We start from the raw sequence: 17,410 nt of genomic DNA on the forward strand, positions 1-17,410 counted from the left end.
GGAGCGCCCAGCGCCTCCCGGTCAGCTGATGGCGAGGATGTCGACCACGAAGACGAGGGTGTCGGTCCCGCTGATCCCCGCGTTCTGGTTGCCCTGGTCGCCGTAGCCCTTCGACGGCGGGATGGTGACGAGCACCTGCGAGCCGACGGTCTGGCCGACCACGGCCTCCTTGAAGCCCTCGATCACGTCGCCGGTGCCGAAGGCGGCGGGAGCCGGCTTCCCCCAGCTCTGGTCGAACACCTCGCCGGTGCCCCAGACCACGCCCTGGTACTGCACGATCAGCTGGTCGCCGTCGGCCACGGTCGCGCCGCTCCCCTTCTTGAGGACGGCGAGCTGCAGGTCGGCGGGCGGGTCGGTCGAGGGGATGGTGACGGTGGGCGCCCCGTCCTCGGCGAGCGCCACCGTCGGCAGGCCGTCGACCGGGGGCTGCGGCTCGCCGTCGGCGGCGGTCGGCACGATCTGCTCGACGTCGATCACCATGACGATCGAGTCGGTCGCGGCGATGCCGAACTGGCTCTGCCCGGCGTCGCCGAACGCGTCGGCCGGGGGAACGACTGCGACGACGCGCGAGCCGACGGTCGCGCAGTTGACGGCCTTCACGAGGCCGGCGAGGTACTGGTCGGTGTCGACCTCGAAGGCCGCGCGGCCACCGGACGCGTAGCTGCTCGCCGAGAACTCGGCACCGCTCGTCCCGTTGTAGAGCGTGTAGTCGACCAGCACGGTGTCGCCCTCGGCGACCTCCTCGCCGGTGCCCTCGATCGCGACGGAGCGCTCGGTGGCGTCCACGCTGACCGGGCTGGGGAACACGGTGACCGGCTTGGTGGCGAAGTCGCCGCTGGTCTGCACCGCGGCGGTCGCCTCGCCCTCGGTCGCGCAGCCGAGCGGGGTGGCGGAGGCGGACGGCGCTGCATCCGGCTCCCCGGGGGTGCAGGCCGCCAGGCTCAGGGAGGCGCCGAGGACGGCGAGGATCGCGATGGTTCTGCGCACAGGGGCACCTTTCGTGACCGGCGGCGGCCGGTGGACGTTCGGGGATCGCCTCCATCCTGCACGGCGCGCCTCGCAACGCGCTGGGTGCGGGTCCTCGAACGGTCCCAGGCCTACCATCGGGGAATGCGTGAATTCTCGGTCCCCCAGTCCCGAGAGCTCGTCACCGAGCTCCCCGGCCCGCGCTCCGTCGCCCTCCAGGAGCGCCGCGTCGCCAGCGTCTCCCGCGGCGCCGGGACGCTCGCGAACATCTACATGGACCACGCGTCGGGCGCGGTCCTGGTCGACGTCGACGGCAACCGCCTGATCGACCTCGGCTGCGGCATCGGAGTGACCACCATCGGCCACGCGCACCCCGCGGTCGCCGCGGCGGCCGCCGCGCAGGCCGAGAAGCTGACGCACACCCTCTTCACCGTCACTCCGTACGAGAACTACGTCCGGGTCGCCGAGAAGCTCGCCGAGATCACCCCCGGGGACTTCGAGAAGCACTCGATCCTGGTCAACTCCGGCGCGGAGGCGGTCGAGAACGCCGTCAAGATCGCGCGGAAGTTCACCGGCCGCCGCGCCATCGCGACGCTCGACCACGCCTTCCACGGCCGCACCAACCTCACGATGGCGATGACCTACCGCCCCTGGCCGGAGCGCGCGGGCATGGGCCCCTTCCCGGGAGAGATCTACAGCCTCCCGATCAGCTACCCGTTCCGCGACCCCGAGGGCATGACGGGCGAGGAGGCGGCCGAGCGCACCATCGACTACATCACCACCCACATCGGCGCGCAGGAGCTGGCCGCGCTCTTCGTCGAGCCGATCCAGGGCGACGGCGGCATCATCATCCCGGCGCCGGGCTACTTCCGCCGCCTGTCCGAGTTCTGCACCGAGAACGGCATCGTCTTCGTCGCGGACGAGATCCAGGCCGGCATCGCCCGCACCGGCACCTGGTACTCCATCGAGCACCACGGCGTGGTCCCGGACCTCATCACGACGGCCAAGGGCATCGCCGGCGGCTTCCCGCTCGCCGCCGTCACCGGCCGCGCCGAGATCATGGACGCCGTGCAGCCAGGCGGCATCGGCGGCACGTTCGGCGGCAACCCCGTCTCCACCGCCGCGGCGCTCGCGACGTTCGAGGCGATCGAGTCCGAGGGCCTGCTGGAGGAGGCGCAGCGGGTCGAGCGCCTACTGCAGGCGCGGATCGGCGACTGGGCCGAGCGCTTCGCGGTCGTGGGCGAGGTCCGCGGCAAGGGCGCGATGTGGGGCGTCGAGCTCGTCCACCCGGGCACGAAGAAGCAGTACCCGGAGGCGCTCACCGCGATCCTGAAGCACGCCACCACGAACGGCGTGATCGTCCTCGACGCGGGCAGCTGGGACAGCGTGCTGCGGATCATGCCGAGCGTGGTCATCAGCGAGGAGCTCATCGACGACGCCGCGACGGTCATCGAGGAGGCGCTCGCCCAGTTCGGCTGATCCGCCGCATGACCGGAGCGGCATGGACGCCCCGGTAGCTTCGTCGGAATGCGGATCGACGACGACCACGAGAGGCCGACTCCCCCGGGGATCGGCCTCTCCGCGCGTCTGGCGCGCCTGTCCATCGGCGGCGTCGGCCGGCTGGTCTACCGGCCGATCGTGGAGGGGCGCGACAACGTCCCGGCCGAGGGACGCGTGATCCTGGCGGCCAACCACCTCTCGTTCATCGACTCCCCGGTGCTGACGCTGCTCGCCCCGCGGCCGGTGCAGTTCCTGGCCAAGTCGGACTACTTCACGGGGACCGGCGTGCGGGGCGCCCTCTCGCGCGCCTTCTTCACGAGCGTCGGAGCCGTCGCGGTCGAGCGCGGCGCCGGCCAGGCCGCTCAGGAGGCGCTGGACCTCGGCCGGGCGATCCTCGAGCGGGACGAGGCGTTCGCCGTCTACCCCGAGGGCACCCGCTCCCGCGACGGGCGCCTCTACAAAGGCCGCACCGGAGTGGCGTGGCTCGCCCTCACCACGGGCGCGCCGGTGGTCCCCGTCGGCATGATCGGCACGCAGGAGCTCCAGCCGGTGGGCACGAGGGTGCCGCGCCTGCACCGGATCACGGTCCGCTTCGGGGCTCCGCTGGACCTCTCGCGGCACGGCTCCGCCGACTCCGGCCGCGCCCGACGCCACGCCACCGACGAGGTGATGGCGGCCGTCCACGCGCTCTCCGGGCAGGAGCTCGCCGGTGCGTACAACGAGTCGCCGCCGACGACCACGGTCGAGCGCATCCGCCGGGCGCTCCCGCACGAGCGCCGCTGAGCCTCAGCGCGCGGACGCCTCCGGCTCGTGGGCGACGGGGAAGTTCACCGAGTTCGCGATGAAGCAGAGCCGGGAGGCCTCGGCGTGCAGCGTCTGGGCGATCGCCACCATCGACTCCTCGGCGACAGTGACGCGGGGCCGGAGGGTCACCGAGGTGAAGCGGCCGCTCTCCCCCTCCTGCAGCATCGAGCCCACCGCGTCGTCCGTGTAGCCGGTGACGACGACTCCGTTCTTGACCGCCACGTGCAGGTAGGAGAGGAGGTGGCACTGCGCGAGCGCCGCGAGGAGCAGCTGCTCCGGGTTCCAGCGGTCGGCGTCGCCCCGGAAGGGCGTGTCGGCCGAGGCGAGGATGGGCGCCGGGCCCTCCGCCGTGACGGTCAGCTGGCGCCCGTACTCGCGGTAGCCGCTCGTGCCGGTGCCCCGATCGCCCTCCCAGACGACGGACACCGCGTACTCGTGCTCGGACTTCATCGGGCTCCTCCTCGACGGCGGTGGATCAGGCCGGTCGCGCCGGTCTGGACCTCTGGACGCGGAACCCCCGCGGGTAGACTCCGAGGACCATGACAGACACGCTCGCCCCCCAGGTTCCCACGTCCGCAGTCCCCCAGGAGCGGCGCGTCGCGACCGAGATCCCCGGGCCGCGATCCCGGGCCCTGCACGAGCGCCGCCTCGCCGTCGTGCCCACCGGCGTCAGCACCGCGCTCCCCGTCTACATCGACCGCGCGCACGGCGCGATCCTGGTCGACGTCGACGGCAACAGCTTCATCGACCTCGGCGCCGGCATCGGCGTGACGACGATCGGGCACACCGACGACTCCGTCGTCGCGGCCGCCGCGGAGCAGCTCGCGCGCCTCACGCACACCCTCTTCACCGTCACTCCGTACGAGCCCTACATCCGCGTCGCGGAGCTGCTGGCCCAGCACACCCCCGGCGACTTCGCCAAGAAGACCGTCCTGGTCAACTCCGGTGCCGAGGCGGTCGAGAACGCCGTCAAGATCGCGCGCAAGCACACCGGCCGCCCCGGCGTCGCGGTGCTCGACCACGCGTACCACGGACGCACGAACCTCACGATGGCCATGAACTTCAAGGCGCTGCCCTACGGCCTGGGCTTCGGACCCTTCGCCAGCGACGTCCACCGTGCGCCGAGCTCGTACCCGTACCACGACGGCCTGTCGGGAGCCGAGGCCGCCCAGCGCGCGATCTCGTACCTCGAGAAGACCGTCGGCGCGTCCGCCCTGGCCTGCCTCGTCGCCGAGCCCATCCAGGGCGAGGGCGGCTTCATGGTCCCCGCCGACGGCTTCCTCCCGGCACTGCAGGAGTGGTGCACGGCCAACGGCATCGTCTTCGTCGCCGACGAGATCCAGTCGGGCATGGCCCGCACCGGCGCCTGGTTCGCCAGCGAGCACCTCGGCCTCGTCCCCGACCTCGTCCTCTCGGCCAAGGGCATCGCCGGCGGCCTGCCGCTCGCGGGTGTGACGGGCCGCGCCGAGATCATGGACTCGGCGCAGGCCGGCGGACTGGGCGGCACCTTCGGCGGGAACCCCGTCGCCGCCGCCGCCGCCGTCGCGGTCTTCGAGCGCATCGAGCGCGAGGGCCTCCTCGCCGAGGCCGACCGGATCGGCGCCCGCCTGGGCGCGGCGCTGCGAGGCCTGCAGGAGCGCTACGACATCATCGGCGACGTCCGCGGCATCGGCGCGATGATGGCGATGGAGCTCGTGCAGCCCGGCACCGCCGGCACCACGAAGGAGCCGAACGCCGTCGCGGTCCAGGCGATCATCGACTACGCCGCCCAGCACGGGGTCCTCGTGCTGAGCGCCGGCACCTACGGCAACGTGGTCCGCTTCCTGCCGAGCCTCGCCCTCACCGACGAGCTGCTCGACGACGCCGTGTCGGTCATCGCCGACGCGTTCGCCACCCTCTAGGCGCGATCCTCCGAAGGCCACCGCGGGCGCCGAGGCGCTCCCCGGTGGCCTTCGGCGTCTCCGGGAGCGCGGGACCGGTCGGCGCATCGGGCAGGATGGGGGGATGCCAGCAGGAACCTTCACCGTCGCCGAGTCCGTCGAGCTGGCCGTCGTCGAGCGATCCGGGTTCGTCGAGTCGCGCCACGCCGGCTCCGCCGTCCTCCTCGACTCCGAGGGCCGCGTCGCCCGCAGCCTCGGCACCCCGACGGCTCCCGTCTTCCCCCGCTCCTGCCTCAAGCCGTTCCAGGCCCTCGCGGTGATGACCGCCGGAGTCGAGCTGAACGGCGCGGAGGCGGTCATCGCCACCGCGAGCCACGCCGGCATCCCCCAGCACGTGGCGCTGGTGCAGAACCTGCTCTTCCGCGCCGGCCTGGACCACACCGCCCTGCAGTGCCCGGCCGACTGGCCCGGCGACTCCGGGACCCGCGCTCAGCTGCTGCGGGCGGGCGCGACTCCGGACCCGCTCTACATGAACTGCTCGGGCAAGCACGCGGCGATGCTGCTGGCCTGCGTGCAGAACGGCTGGAGCACCGAGGACTACCTCGAGCGGACGCACCCGCTGCAGCAGCACATCGTCGACACGATCGAGCGCCTCACCGGCGAGCGCGTCGTGGCCTCGGGGATCGACGGCTGCGGAGCTCCCGTGCACGCCCTTCCTCTGACCGCGCTGGCGAAGGGCGTCTCGCGGATCGTGTCCTCCTCCCCCGCCTCACCGTTCGGCCTCTACCGCCAGGCCGGCGTCCTCACGGCCGCGATCCTCGAGAACGCGTGGGCGATCGACGGCCCGGGCCGGGACAACACCGTCGTGATCGAGCGCCTGGGCCTGGTCGCCAAGCTCGGCGCCGAGGGCGTGCTCGTGATGGCCTCGCCCGACGGCACCACCGTCGCCCTGAAGATCCTCGACGGGAGCCTGCGCGCCGCGACCGTGGTCGCGCTGAAGCTCCTGGTCGAGGCGGACGCGGTGGACCGGACCGCGGCGAACGACGTGCTGGTGCGGCTGAACCCGGTCGTGTCGGGCGGCGGGCGCCCGGTCGGCGCGATCCGTGCCTCCTACGTCTGACCGCACCTCCCGGCACACCCTGAGCTACTGCTCGCGCGTGAGGCGCTTCGCCCGGGCCGCCGCGGAGACCTGCGTGATCACCACCACGAGGATCGCCAGGACGAACACCGCCGACGCGATGACGTTCGCCTCCGCCGGGATGCCGCGCGCCGCCGCGATGTAGATGTACTTCGGGAACGTGGTGACCGATCCGGAGTTGAAGTTCGTGATGATGAAGTCGTCGAAGCTCAGCGCGAACGAGAGCAGCGCCGCGGCGAGGATGCCGGGCAGCAGCAGCGGGAAGGTGATCCGCCAGAAGACCTGGTTCGGCGACGCGTAGAGGTCGCGTCCCGCCTCCTCCAGCTTCGGGTCCAGGCTCGCCACCCGCGCCTTCACGGTGACCACGACGAAGCTGATGCAGAACATCGTGTGCGCCAGCACGATCGTGACCAGCCCCTTCTCGGCGCCCACGCTGAGGAACTGCGCGGCGAGGCCGGCTCCGAGCACCACCTCCGGAGTCGCCATGGGGAGGAACAGCAGCAGGCTGATCGCCGACCGGAACCGGAAGCGGAACCGCACGAGCGCGATGGCGATCATGGTGCCGAGCGCAGTGGCCAGCACGGTGGCGATCACACCGACCAGCAGGCTGTTCCCGAAGGCGGTCATCACCTCCTCGCTGGTCCAGGCCGACACCCACTTGTCGAGGGTGAACCCGCGCCAGGCGAGGTTGCTCTTCCCCGAGTCGTTGAAGGAGAAGACGAAGGTGTACCCGATAGGGATGAGCAGGAAGAGCAGCGCCAGCGCCGTGTAGACGCCGAGCCCGAGGCCCCGGAAGCGGCGGCGGCCCCGGATCGGGGCGGGGGGCGGCGCGCCGAGCGCCTCCTGGGCGCTCGCGAGCGGACGGTCGGCCGTCGCGGTCACAGGAGGTCCTCCGTTCCACTGCGCTTCACGTAGAAGCCGACGATGACCAGGATCACGGCCATCAGCACGATCGAGAGCGCGGCGGCCGCCGGGTAGTTCTCGAGCGTGAGGAAGTTCGCCTCGATCGCGTTGCCCACCATCGAGGTCTGCGACGAGCCGAGGAAGTCCCGGCTCGCGTTGATGTAGTCGCCAGCCGCGGGGATGAACGTCAGCAGCGTGCCCGAGACGATGCCCGGCATCGACAGGGGGACGGTCACGCTCCAGAACACGGAGGCGGGGTGCGCGTAGAGATCCGACCCTGCCTCCAGGAAGCGCACGTCGAGGCGCTCGAGCGTCGTGTACAGCGGCAGCGTCATGAACGGGATGAAGTTGTAGGTGATGCCGAAGATCACGGCGATCGGCGTCCCCGTGAGGTGGCCGTCGCTCGGCAGGACCGCCACGGCCTTGAGCGCCTGCACGAGCGGGCTCTCGTCCGCGAGGATCTGCTTCCACGCCAGCGTCCGGAGCAGGAAGCTGATGAAGAAGGGCGCGATCACCAGCGTGAGGAGCAGGTTCTGCAGCAGCGGCCAGGGCCGCGCCTTCACTCCGATGAAGTAGGCCAGCGGGTAGCTGATCACCAGCGCGAGCACCGTCGCGATCAGCGCGTAGCCGAAGGAGCGGAGCACGTGCGGCCAGTAGTCGCCCATCACCACGAGGTAGTTCTGCCAGGCGAACCCGGGGGCGTACTCGCCGATGTCCCCGTCCGGCACCTCGGCCTGGAAGGACGTGAGCACGAGCGAGATGAGCGGCGCCAGGAAGAACAGCAGCATGTAGGCGATGCCCGGCAGCAGCAGGACGAGCGCGATCGTCGACCGCCGGCGGACCGGAGCGTCCTGAGGATCCGCCTGCCCCGTGGCGAAGGCGGCGAAGGCCATGCCTACGCTCCCCCGCTGCGACCGGCCAGGAGCCCCCGGCGCTGCACGGCGATGGCGCTGGTGGAGTCGTCCGCCTCGAAGCGCGGGACCGAGCCCGGTTCGTCCGCGAGTCCGAAGCCGTGCTCGGTGCTGAAGCCGACCCACACCTCCGCTCCCTCGCCGACGACCGGCCCGAAGACCATGTTCTGCGCGAAGACGACCACCGGGCCCAGGCCCGGCATCCGGATCGTGTACTGGGTGCTGACCCCGCTGAAGGAGACGTCGACCACGCGACCGGGCCCGAGCACGTTCCGGCCGGAGTCCGCCGGCGGCTCCTGCGTCAGCAGCAGGAGCTTCTCGGGGCGGACGCCGACCGTGATCTCCCCGCTCGTGCGGGCGCAGCGGGCGACGGGCACGACGATCCGGTGCCCGCCCGCGTCGACGGTGAGTGCGCGGTCGGTGCTGCCGACCACCTCACCCGTGAAGAGGTTGGACTGGCCGAGGAAGTTCGCGACGAACGCGGTGCGCGGGAGCTCGTAGAGCTCCTCCGGCGCGCCCATCTGCTCGATCCTGCCCTTGTTCATCACCGCGACGGTGTCGGCCATCGTCATGGCCTCCTCCTGGTCGTGCGTGACGTGGAGGAAGGTGAGGCCCACCTCCTCCTGGATCGACTTGAGCTCCAGCTGCATCTGCCGGCGGAGCTTGAGGTCGAGGGCGCCGAGCGGCTCGTCGAGCAGGAGCAGGGCGGGCCGGTTGACGAGGGCGCGCGCGAGGGCGACCCGCTGCTGCTGACCACCGGAGAGCTGCGCGGGGCGGCGCTGGGCGAGGTGGTCGAGCTCGACCAGACGGAGCGCCTCGTGCGCCTTGCCGACGGGGTCGGCGATCCTCCGCCGCTTCAGGCCGAAGGCGACGTTCTCGAGGATCGACATGTGCGGGAACAGCGCGTACGACTGGAACACGGTGTTGACGGGCCGCTGGTACGTCTTCGTCTCGGTGACGTCCCGCCCGCCGATGAGGATCCGGCCGGCGGAGGGCTCCTCGAGCCCGGCGACCAGGCGCAACGTCGTCGTCTTGCCGCAGCCCGAGGGGCCCAGCAGGGCGAAGAAGGAGCCCGCGGGGATGGTGAGGTCCAGGGAGTCGATGGCCGTGAAGCCCGGGTACTGCTTGCTGATCCCGACCAGCTGGAGGTCGGCGCCGCTCTCGGCGAAGGTCCCGATCGCCATCAGATGCCCAGGAGCACCTTCTGGAACTCGGCCTGGTACTCCTTCTCCTCCGCGGCGGTCAGGGTCCGGAACACGTGCGCCTGCGCGAGCGTGTCCTCGTCGGGGAAGATCAGCTGGTTCTCGGCCAGCTCCGGATCGATGCTCTCCATGACGTCCTTCGCTCCATCCACGGGGGTGATGTAGTTGACCCAGGCGGCCACCTCGGCGGCGACCTCGGGCTCGTAGTAGTAGTTCATCAGGGCCTCGGCGTTGGCCTTGCGCTCGGAGCCCATCGGGACCACGAAGGTGTCGTTCCAGAGCGCGCCGCCCGAGTCGGGGAAGGCGAACTCCCACTTGTCGCCGGCCTCGGCGTTGATCAGGGTGATGTCGCCGGACCAGCAGATCGCCGCGAGGGTGTCCTCGTTCTGCAGGTCGTTGAGGTACGCGTTCCCCTTGATGTTGCGGATCTGTCCGGCGTCGACCTGCTCGCGGAAGACGTCGATCGCGTTCATGTACTCGTCGTCGCCCCAGGAGCCGGCGATGTCCGTCCCCTGAGCGAGCATGATGAGCCCGATCGTGTCGCGCATCTCGCTCAGCACGCCGACGCGGCCGCGGAGCGACGGATCCCACAGCTCCTCGATGCTCGAGAGGCCCTTCGGCAGCTTCTCCCTGTTCCAGCAGATGCCCGAGAACCCCGCCTGGTACGGGAGGGAGAGCCGGCGGCCCGGATCGAAGTCGGGGTTCGCCAGCGAGGGCGTGAGGTTGGCGATGTTCGGGATGTTCGCGTGGTCGAGCTCCTGCACGTAGCCGCGGCGGACCAGGCGCGAGACCATCCACTCCGTCAGGCAGACCGTGTCGGCGCCGATGTACTGCCCGAGCGCGAGCTGGTCCTTCACCTTGCCGTAGTAGGAGTTGTTGTCGTCGACGGCGACGTTGTAGGTCACCGCGATGCCCGTCTGCTCCTCGAAGCCCTGGAGCGTGGGGTGGTTCCCGTCGTCGTCCTCGTCCATGTAGGCGGGCCAGTTGTCCCACACCAGGCGCGGGTCGCCGGCCGATCCGTCGGCGGCGGCGGTCGGAGCGGCACGGGTCTGCGGGGCGCAGGCGGCCAGGGCGAGGGCACCCGCTCCGAGGCCGATCCCGCCGAGGACCGCCCGACGCGAGAGGACCGCCCGGCGCTCGCGCTCGTGGGAGCGTGCCGCGGCGACGGCCCGGCGGAGGACGGGATCCCTCGGGAGGGGACGGGTCATGGCGGGGGCTCCTGACTGCGTCGGGGCTCGTGCCTCGGGGGCCGAACGTGGGGAAATACTGGCACAGCGCTCATCCGCCTGTCACGGCGAACGGAGGAGAACGCTCATCCGGAAACATGATCGTCACGAATTCCGCACCCGGAGGCCGTGTCGACCGCCGATTCGGTCCCCGGAGGCCGTGCCGTCAGCGGGTGAGGGGCGGGCGTCCCGAGCCGCCGGCGGACCCGTCGACGCGCTCGACCGCCATCTCGACCGAGGAGAGCAGGATCCGGCTGCCGAGCTTCGCGCGGTAGCGGCGGCCGGCCTCGAGCGGGAGCGGCGCCTGGGTCGGTGCGACCAGCACGGACCCGTTGGCCGACCAGCGGTCCCTGACCCAGAGCCCGCCCTCGTCGAAGCCGAACTCGAGGTGGGTCTTGGAGAGGGATCGCGACGGATCCGGGATCGCGAGGATGTGCCGGAACGTCTCGTTGGGGTCCGGGAGCGGCTGGCGTCCGATCAGGCCGTTGCCGGTCACGATCGCGTGCTGCCCGGTCGCGAAGCTGAGGCGCACGAGCCCCTGCGAGGGCGGCGCCATCGGAGCGCCGGGGGCGGGACGCCGGTGCCGGCCAGGGGCCAGGCCCGGCAGCCAGGCACGGCGGGACGGATCGAGGACCGTCGTGTCGCCGGAGGACGAGGGGCGGGACGCACCCGTCGTGGCATGCGCCGCCACCGACGAACCGCACTCGCCGCAGAGGATCGCCCCGGGAGCGAGGTTGGAGCCACACGTGCTGCAGATCACCGAGAACGCCCTTCCGCTCACCATCGTACCCAGCGCCGGCGCGGGGAGCCCCGAGCCGGCCGAACCCGACGCGAACCGGCAGGCGCAGGACCGTCGTACGGCCGTTCGGCGCGTGCGGGCGGTCCGGCGGCACCGCCACCGCGGCCGTCCCATGCCGGAGCGCTGCTCGTCAGACCGGTGCGCCGGCCTCCTCGTCGCCGGTGACCGCGAGGACGTCGACGACGATCACGGTGACGTTGTCGCGCCCGCCGTTGTCCAGCGCGGCGTCGACCAGGGCGTCGGCCGCCTCCTGAGCGGAGCCGGTGCCGCTGAGCAGGTGGCCGACGCCGGCATCGGTCAGCTCCTTCGTGAGTCCGTCCGAGCAGATCAGCAGACGCGATCCGGCGAGGACGGGCACGAGCCGGTAGTCGGGGACGGGCGCCTCGTGGAAGCCGACCGCGCGGGTGATCACGTTGCTGTGCGGATGCACGTCGGCCTCGTCGCGGGAGATCAGGCCCGCGTCGACCAGCTCCTGGACGATGGAGTGGTCCACGGTGAGCTGCACGAGGGTCCCGGCGACGCTCAGGTACACGCGCGAGTCGCCGATGTTGAAGACGGACCAGTAGGGCTCTCCCCCGACCACCGTGAGCGCGATCCCGGTGACCGTGGTCCCGGTGCCGACGTCGGCCGTGTGCGACTGCCGGGCGATGTCCCCGACCGCCTCCCGAAGCGCCCGGTCGATCTCCTCCGCTCCGACGGTCGCGCCGAGCGCCGCGGTGGACAGGCGCGACACGACCGCGTCGCTGGCGACCTCTCCTGCCGCGTGCCCGCCCATCCCGTCGGCGACAGCGAAGAGCGGGCTCTTGGCGAGGTAGCTGTCCTCGTTCGCGCTGCGCACGTGGCCGGTCTCGGTGCGCGCGGCCCAGCCGAGGGTCACTTCGGCCGAGGGCGCGTCGGAGCTCCAGGCGGAGACGGGGACGGTGACGGACGCGCGGCTGCGGCCGATCTGCGTCATCGCTGCTCCTCGCATCCCCGTGGCCCGCGCCCGTCCGGTCCGACGGCCCGTGACCGCCGGCTCCAGGGGTGCCCGGCCGCCTCCCGATGGTAGTCGCTGACGGCCCTCCGCCGAGCCGGCCGCCATCGCTGTCGCCCGATGTCCGTCGCGCAGACGGGACCACGCTTAGACCACCGGATCCGATGCCGGAGCGAGCTCCGACGTGCGGATCCACTTGCCCGGGCCCCCGTGGACTGCCAGAATCGCCGCATGGCCCCGTCTCGCCCACCCTCTCAGCGTCCTGTCCAGCTCGACGAGGTGTCGAAGGCGATCATCGAGCAGCTGCAGGCGGACGGTCGGCGCTCGTACGCCGAGATCGGCAAGGCCGTGGGCCTGAGCGAGGCGGCCGTCCGGCAGCGGGTGCAGAAGCTCACGGAGTCGGGCGTCATGCAGATCGTCGCGGTGACGGATCCGATGCAGCTCGGCTTCTACCGCCAGGCGATGATCGGTGTGCGCGTCACCGGCGACACCCGCGACGTCGCGGACCGGCTCGCCTCCATCCCCGCCGTCGACTACGTCGTGCTGACAGCCGGCTCCTTCGACATCCTCGCCGAGGTCGTGTGCGAGAACGACGACGATCTGATCGCCCTGCTCAACCAGGAGATCCGGTCGCTTCCCGGCGTGCTCTCGACCGAGACCTTCGTCTATCTGAAGCTCCACAAGCAGTTCTACAACTGGGGAACGCGGTAAAAGATGACCACCGAGACAGCCTTCTCGACCTCCGGCCTCGAGTCGGGCGATCCCGTCCGCGGGACCGACGCGCCAGGGGGGATCGACGACGCCTCCCTGCAGAAGAAGGCGAAGGACCACCTCTGGATGCACTTCACCCGTCAGTCGACGATGGACTCGGGCGCGGGCGTGCCGATCATCACTCGCGGCGAGGGACACCACATCTGGGACAGCACCGGGCGCAAGTACTTCGACGGCCTGTCCGGCCTCTTCGTCGTCAATGCGGGACACGGGCGGCGCCGACTGGCGGAGGCCGCGGCGAAGCAGGCGTCCGAGCTCTCCTTCTTCCCGCTCTGGTCCTACGCGACCCCCTCGGCGATCGAGCTGGCCGACCGGCTCGCCGACCACGCGCCGGGCGACCTGAACCGGGTCTTCTTCTCGACCGGCGGCGGCGAGGCTGTGGAGACGGCTTTCAAGCTCGCCAAGCACTACTGGAAGCTGCAGGGCAAGCCGGGCAAGCACAAGGTCGTCTCGCGCTCGGTCGCGTATCACGGCACTCCCCAGGGAGCGCTCGCGATCACGGGCATCCCCGGGATGAAGTCGATGTTCGAACCGCTGGTGCCGGGCGGCTTCCGTGTCCCCAACACCAACTTCTACCGGGCTCCCGAGCACGGCGACGACCTGGAGGCGTTCGGCCTGTGGGCGGCGAACCGCATCGAGGAGATGATCGAGTTCGAGGGGCCGGACACGGTGGCCGCCGTGTTCCTGGAGCCCGTGCAGAACTCGGGCGGCTGCTTCCCGCCCCCTCCCGGGTACTTCCAGAGGGTCCGCGAGATCTGCGACAAGCACGACGTGCTGCTGGTGTCCGATGAGGTGATCTGCGCGTTCGGCCGCATCGGGCACATGTTCGCCTGCGACGAGTACGGCTACGTGCCGGACATGATCACCTGCGCGAAGGGGATGACCAGCGGCTACTCCCCCATCGGCGCGACGATCGTCAGCGATCGGATCTACGAGCCCTTCCGCCACGGTCAGGTCGTCTTCCCGCACGGCTACACCTTCGGCGGCCACCCCGTCTCGGCCGCGGTCGCGCTCGAGAACCTCGACATCTTCGAGGAGGAGGGCTTGAACGAGCGCGTGCGAGAGAACTCGCCCGTCTTCCGGTCCACGCTCGAGAAGCTGCTCGACCTGCCGATCGTCGGCGACGTCCGGGGCGACGGCTACTTCTTCGGCATCGAGCTGGTGAAGGACAAGGCGACGAAGGAGACGTTCGACGAGGACGAGTCGGAGCGGCTGCTGCGCGGATTCCTCTCGAAGGGGCTCTTCGACGCGGGGCTGTACTGCCGGGCGGACGACCGCGGCGATCCCGTCGTCCAGCTCGCGCCGCCGCTCACCATCGGCCAGCGCGAGTTCGACGAGATCGAGCAGATCCTCCGGAGCGTGCTCACCGAGGCCTGGTCGCGGCTCTAGCGCCCTCACGCGGCGCGCTCCCGACGATCGGCGGCGAGTGCGGCCGCGACTCGGCGCGCACCTGCGTGGTGCGGATCGAGAGCGACGGCCTCGTCGGCGAGCCGTCCGGCCTCGTCGGCACGGCCCTCACCGGCCAGGATCCGGGCGAGGAGGACGAGCACTCCGGCTCGCTCACTCGCGGGTGCGACGACGGCGGCACGGCGGAGCAGCGGGGCGAGCGCTCCCGACGCGCCGGGGTCACCGCTCCGCGCCGACCGCAGCACGCGGTCCGCACCGCGGCTGCGCTGCACGGCCACGACGAGCGCAGCCAGGCCCGCCGGCCGGACCTCGGGATCGGGACCGGCGAGAGCTCGCCGGACGAGGTCGTCGACACCGTGCAACAGCACGTCGGGCAGTTCGGCCCGCGGGTGGCGGTCGAGGAGACGGTCGACCGCGGCGGCCGCCGCTCGCGGGTCGTCCCGGTCGCCGGCCTCGAGCCCGTCGTCGCGGCCGGACGACGGGAGCACGGCGACGCGGAGGGCGAGGCCGGGGAGCCGGCGCGCACGCTCCTCGAGGGCGGCGACGAGTCCCTCGCACGACTCCGGACCCGCCTCGCCGGGATGCACCAGCGCGAGTGCTCGCTGCACCCGCCCGAACCGGCCGAGCGCACCGAGGCTGGCCCGCGCGATCAGGGACGGATCCGCCCCCGACAGCTCGAAGCGGAGCGAGCCGCTCGGCGCTCCGGCCCGGAACGGGACGAGCACGAGGCTCGCCTCGGCCGCACCCCGCTGGGATCCGTGAGCGGCGTGGAACAGGGCGGCGTCGTCGGGTGAGGCCGGGACACGCGAGGCGGGAGCGGGGTGGAGGAAGATCGCTGAGGAGGTCATGCTGCGATCCTGCCGACCCTCGCACCCGCCGGGAGCGACGGCCCTCGGGATCATCGGAAGGATCTCGAGATCGCCGCCTGTGGAGGGAGAGGTCCCATCGACACCGAATCGCCGGCGCACGGATGGCGCCCTCCGGCCCCCAGGAATCCCTCCACAGGGACCGATCGGCCGAGTTCTGCACCGGTGTCCGATTCCCGCCGGTCGGTGGGGAGTCCCGCGGATACTCTCGACGCATGAGAACGACTCCCCTTCACGTCCGACGGACGACGAGCCCCCTCGGCCGCATCGAGGTGGGCAGCGACGGCGATGCGATCGTCTCGCTCGCCATCGAGCAGGCCGGTCTGCTCCCGCACGAGCACCTCCCGGAGTCGGACCTCCCGGTGCTCCTGCGGGCCGTCGAGCAGCTGGACGAGTACTTCGACGGGACCCGCCGCTCTTTCGATCTGCCGGTCGCTCTGCGCGGCACGCCCTTCCAGCTCGAGATCTGGCAGCGGCTCCAGGCTCTGGGCTTCGGGGAGATCACCTCCTACGGCGCACTGGGCACGGCCGCCGGTCGCCCCCGGGCGGGCCGGCCCATCGGCGGAGCGGTCGGTGCGAACCCGGTGCCGATCATCGTGGGCTGCCACCGCGTCCTCGCGAGCGACGGACGGATCACCGGCTTCAGCGCGGGCGAGGGCGTCGCCACGAAAGCCTGGCTTCTCGATCACGAGGGGATCCCCCACCGATGAGCACGGCCGACGGACTCGTCGAGGGAGAGGACGGCCTGATCCGCTGCGCCTGGAGCGGCGCGGATCCGGAGTACCGCCGCTACCACGACGAGGAATGGGGCACCCCGCTGCACGGAGATCGCCTGCTGTTCGAGAAGATCTCCCTCGAGGCGTTCCAGTCCGGCCTCTCCTGGATCACGATCCTCCGCAAGCGGCCGAGGTTCCGCGAGGCCTTCGACGGCTTCGATCCGGCCCGGGTCGCCCGCTACGACGACACCGATGTCGAGCGGCTGATGGAGGACAGCGGCATCATCCGGAACCGCGCGAAGATCATCGCCACCCGCGACAACGCCCGGGCCGTGCTCGCGCTCCTCGAGCAGAGAGGCGAGGGCGCGCTCGACGAGCTCGTGTGGTCCTTCCACGATCCGGACGTCGAGGACCGGGTGGTCCGAGCCGCCGACGTCCCTGCGACGACGCCCGGGTCGACGGCGCTCGCGCGAGCGCTGAAGGCCGCGGGGCTCCGCTTCGTCGGACCGACCACCGCGTACGCGCTGATGCAGTCGGCCGGAGTCGTCGACGATCACCTCACCGGCTGCTGGCGCCGACGCTGACGCCTACGACTCCGGCACGACGAGATCGAGCTCTCCCGTGTGCCGGTTCTCGGCGAGCAGGAACCCGCGCCCGGCCGCCCACGCCGAGAGCTCGCCGAGTGACTCCGTCGCCACCCGGTCCTCCGCCAGCGCCCTGACGAAGCGCCCCTTGCCCTGCTTGTTGAAGTGGTTCAGCGACCGGAGGGCGCCGTCGGCCCCGCGCGAGCGGACGCGGACGAAGAACCGCCCCTCGCCCGCGGGAACCGGTCCGAGCGCCGCGTACGCCTCGCTCCGCAGATCGAGGACGAGCCCGTCGAGCGCGCTCAGCACCCGCCCGGCCTCCGCTGCCCACCAGCGCTTGAGCGGCCTCCCCGGGACGCGGGAGTCGTGGGACAGACGGTAGGCAGGGATCAGGTCGAGGGCGCGGATCGGCCCCCAGAGCGCGGACTGCACGATCGCCGTCCGACCGAGCACCTCCCGTGCACCGGGATCGAGGCTGCGCGCGTCGAGCGCATCGAAGAGCACCCCGTCGAAGCGGTCGACCGCGGGGAGGCCTGCCGCGGTCGCGAGCGCCGCGTTGCGATCGATCTCGCCGAGCTGACGCGGACCGAGCTTCAGCGCCCGGGCCGAGAGCTCGCGGTCCCCGGCCAGCGCGATCAGCGCCTCCGCCAGCTCGCGCCGCTTCGGGTGGAGCTCGGGGAAGGCGAGCGACTCGAGCACGAACGGCTCGTCGCCGCCGTCGCGCTTCGTCTCGGACGGTGGCAGCAGGACGTGCACAGGACTCC

The 17,410-nt window shown here is 71.7% G+C and carries 18 protein-coding genes; 8 read left to right on the top strand and 10 right to left on the bottom strand.

Annotation, left to right across the window (positions count from 1 at the left end; genetic code table 11):
- Positions 1 to 21: 21 nt before the first annotated feature.
- Complete coding sequence (locus C5D04_RS05940) at positions 22 to 987, bottom strand: FKBP-type peptidyl-prolyl cis-trans isomerase (protein WP_181068285.1); 966 nt, start codon at positions 985 to 987, stop codon at positions 22 to 24.
- A 123-nt stretch (positions 988 to 1,110) separates the two neighbouring features.
- Between C5D04_RS05940 and C5D04_RS05945 the strand changes: the two genes are divergently transcribed.
- Together C5D04_RS05945 and C5D04_RS05950 are read left to right on the top strand one after the other, a co-directional pair.
- Positions 1,111 to 2,445 carry an aminotransferase class III-fold pyridoxal phosphate-dependent enzyme gene (locus tag C5D04_RS05945; RefSeq protein WP_104223043.1) on the top strand — a complete coding sequence of 445 codons (1,335 nt, stop codon included), beginning with the start codon at positions 1,111 to 1,113 and terminating at the stop codon, positions 2,443 to 2,445.
- A 48-nt stretch (positions 2,446 to 2,493) separates the two neighbouring features.
- Positions 2,494 to 3,249, top strand: a complete 756-nt coding sequence (locus C5D04_RS05950; protein ID WP_104223042.1) for a 1-acyl-sn-glycerol-3-phosphate acyltransferase — start codon at positions 2,494 to 2,496, stop codon at positions 3,247 to 3,249.
- A 3-nt stretch (positions 3,250 to 3,252) separates the two neighbouring features.
- Here C5D04_RS05950 and C5D04_RS05955 read toward each other — a convergent pair whose 3' ends face one another.
- Positions 3,253 to 3,720, bottom strand: coding sequence for an OsmC family protein (locus tag C5D04_RS05955; protein WP_104223041.1), 468 nt, complete (start codon positions 3,718 to 3,720; stop codon positions 3,253 to 3,255).
- An 89-nt stretch (positions 3,721 to 3,809) separates the two neighbouring features.
- Here C5D04_RS05955 and gabT point away from each other — a divergent pair, with 89 nt between their 5' ends.
- Positions 3,810 to 5,171 (top strand): 4-aminobutyrate--2-oxoglutarate transaminase, encoded by a 1,362-nt coding sequence (gabT, locus tag C5D04_RS05960; RefSeq protein WP_104347394.1) that lies wholly within the window; start codon positions 3,810 to 3,812, stop codon positions 5,169 to 5,171.
- Positions 5,172 to 5,274: 103 nt separating this feature from the next.
- Positions 5,275 to 6,270 carry an asparaginase gene (locus C5D04_RS05965; RefSeq protein ID WP_104223039.1) on the top strand — a complete coding sequence of 332 codons (996 nt, stop codon included), beginning with the start codon at positions 5,275 to 5,277 and terminating at the stop codon, positions 6,268 to 6,270.
- A gap of 24 nt (positions 6,271 to 6,294) precedes the next feature.
- Here C5D04_RS05965 and C5D04_RS05970 read toward each other — a convergent pair whose 3' ends face one another.
- From C5D04_RS05970 to C5D04_RS05995, 6 genes are all read right to left on the bottom strand, one after another.
- Positions 6,295 to 7,101, bottom strand: a complete 807-nt coding sequence (locus C5D04_RS05970) for an ABC transporter permease (protein ID WP_181067749.1) — start codon at positions 7,099 to 7,101, stop codon at positions 6,295 to 6,297.
- A gap of 65 nt (positions 7,102 to 7,166) precedes the next feature.
- Positions 7,167 to 8,084, bottom strand: coding sequence for an ABC transporter permease (locus C5D04_RS05975; protein WP_104223037.1), 918 nt, complete (start codon positions 8,082 to 8,084; stop codon positions 7,167 to 7,169).
- Between the two features lie 2 nt (positions 8,085 to 8,086).
- Positions 8,087 to 9,286: an ABC transporter ATP-binding protein gene (locus C5D04_RS05980; RefSeq protein ID WP_104223036.1), complete on the bottom strand. Its 1,200-nt coding sequence runs from the start codon at positions 9,284 to 9,286 to the stop codon at positions 8,087 to 8,089.
- Positions 9,286 to 10,512, bottom strand: a complete 1,227-nt coding sequence (locus C5D04_RS05985) for a PotD/PotF family extracellular solute-binding protein (protein ID WP_104249589.1) — start codon at positions 10,510 to 10,512, stop codon at positions 9,286 to 9,288. Before C5D04_RS05985 ends, C5D04_RS05980 begins: the two co-directional genes overlap by 1 nt.
- Positions 10,513 to 10,696: 184 nt before the next feature.
- Entirely contained in the window at positions 10,697 to 11,221 is a 525-nt protein-coding gene (locus tag C5D04_RS05990; protein ID WP_104223034.1) for a hypothetical protein, read from the bottom strand.
- Positions 11,222 to 11,459: 238 nt separating this feature from the next.
- A complete protein-coding gene (locus C5D04_RS05995) occupies positions 11,460 to 12,284 on the bottom strand; it encodes a PP2C family serine/threonine-protein phosphatase (protein WP_104225583.1) in 825 nt (274 codons plus the stop codon).
- Positions 12,285 to 12,533: 249 nt separating this feature from the next.
- Between C5D04_RS05995 and C5D04_RS06000 the strand changes: the two genes are divergently transcribed.
- On the top strand, positions 12,534 to 13,013 hold the full coding sequence (locus tag C5D04_RS06000; RefSeq protein WP_104223032.1) for an Lrp/AsnC family transcriptional regulator: 480 nt from the start codon (positions 12,534 to 12,536) through the stop codon (positions 13,011 to 13,013).
- Positions 13,014 to 13,016: 3 nt separating this feature from the next.
- Entirely contained in the window at positions 13,017 to 14,462 is a 1,446-nt protein-coding gene (locus C5D04_RS06005) for an aspartate aminotransferase family protein (protein WP_104347395.1), read from the top strand.
- Between the two features lie 5 nt (positions 14,463 to 14,467).
- Here C5D04_RS06005 and C5D04_RS06010 read toward each other — a convergent pair whose 3' ends face one another.
- The gene (locus C5D04_RS06010) at positions 14,468 to 15,328 is read right to left on the bottom strand and encodes a hypothetical protein (RefSeq protein ID WP_104291517.1); all 861 of its coding nucleotides are present in this window, start codon (positions 15,326 to 15,328) and stop codon (positions 14,468 to 14,470) included.
- 233 nt (positions 15,329 to 15,561) lie between these two features.
- Here C5D04_RS06010 and C5D04_RS06015 point away from each other — a divergent pair, with 233 nt between their 5' ends.
- Positions 15,562 to 16,056, top strand: a complete 495-nt coding sequence (locus C5D04_RS06015; protein WP_104223029.1) for a methylated-DNA--[protein]-cysteine S-methyltransferase — start codon at positions 15,562 to 15,564, stop codon at positions 16,054 to 16,056.
- Positions 16,053 to 16,646: a DNA-3-methyladenine glycosylase I gene (locus C5D04_RS06020; RefSeq protein ID WP_104325317.1), complete on the top strand. Its 594-nt coding sequence runs from the start codon at positions 16,053 to 16,055 to the stop codon at positions 16,644 to 16,646. Before C5D04_RS06015 ends, C5D04_RS06020 begins: the two co-directional genes overlap by 4 nt.
- 3 nt (positions 16,647 to 16,649) lie before the next feature.
- Here C5D04_RS06020 and C5D04_RS06025 read toward each other — a convergent pair whose 3' ends face one another.
- Positions 16,650 to 17,402, bottom strand: coding sequence for a YaaA family protein (locus tag C5D04_RS06025; protein ID WP_104232700.1), 753 nt, complete (start codon positions 17,400 to 17,402; stop codon positions 16,650 to 16,652).
- Between the last annotated feature and the right edge of the window lie 8 nt (positions 17,403 to 17,410).

Source organism: Rathayibacter sp. AY1D2, from assembly GCF_002932695.1.
Taxonomy (GTDB): Bacteria; Actinomycetota; Actinomycetes; order Actinomycetales; family Microbacteriaceae; genus Rathayibacter.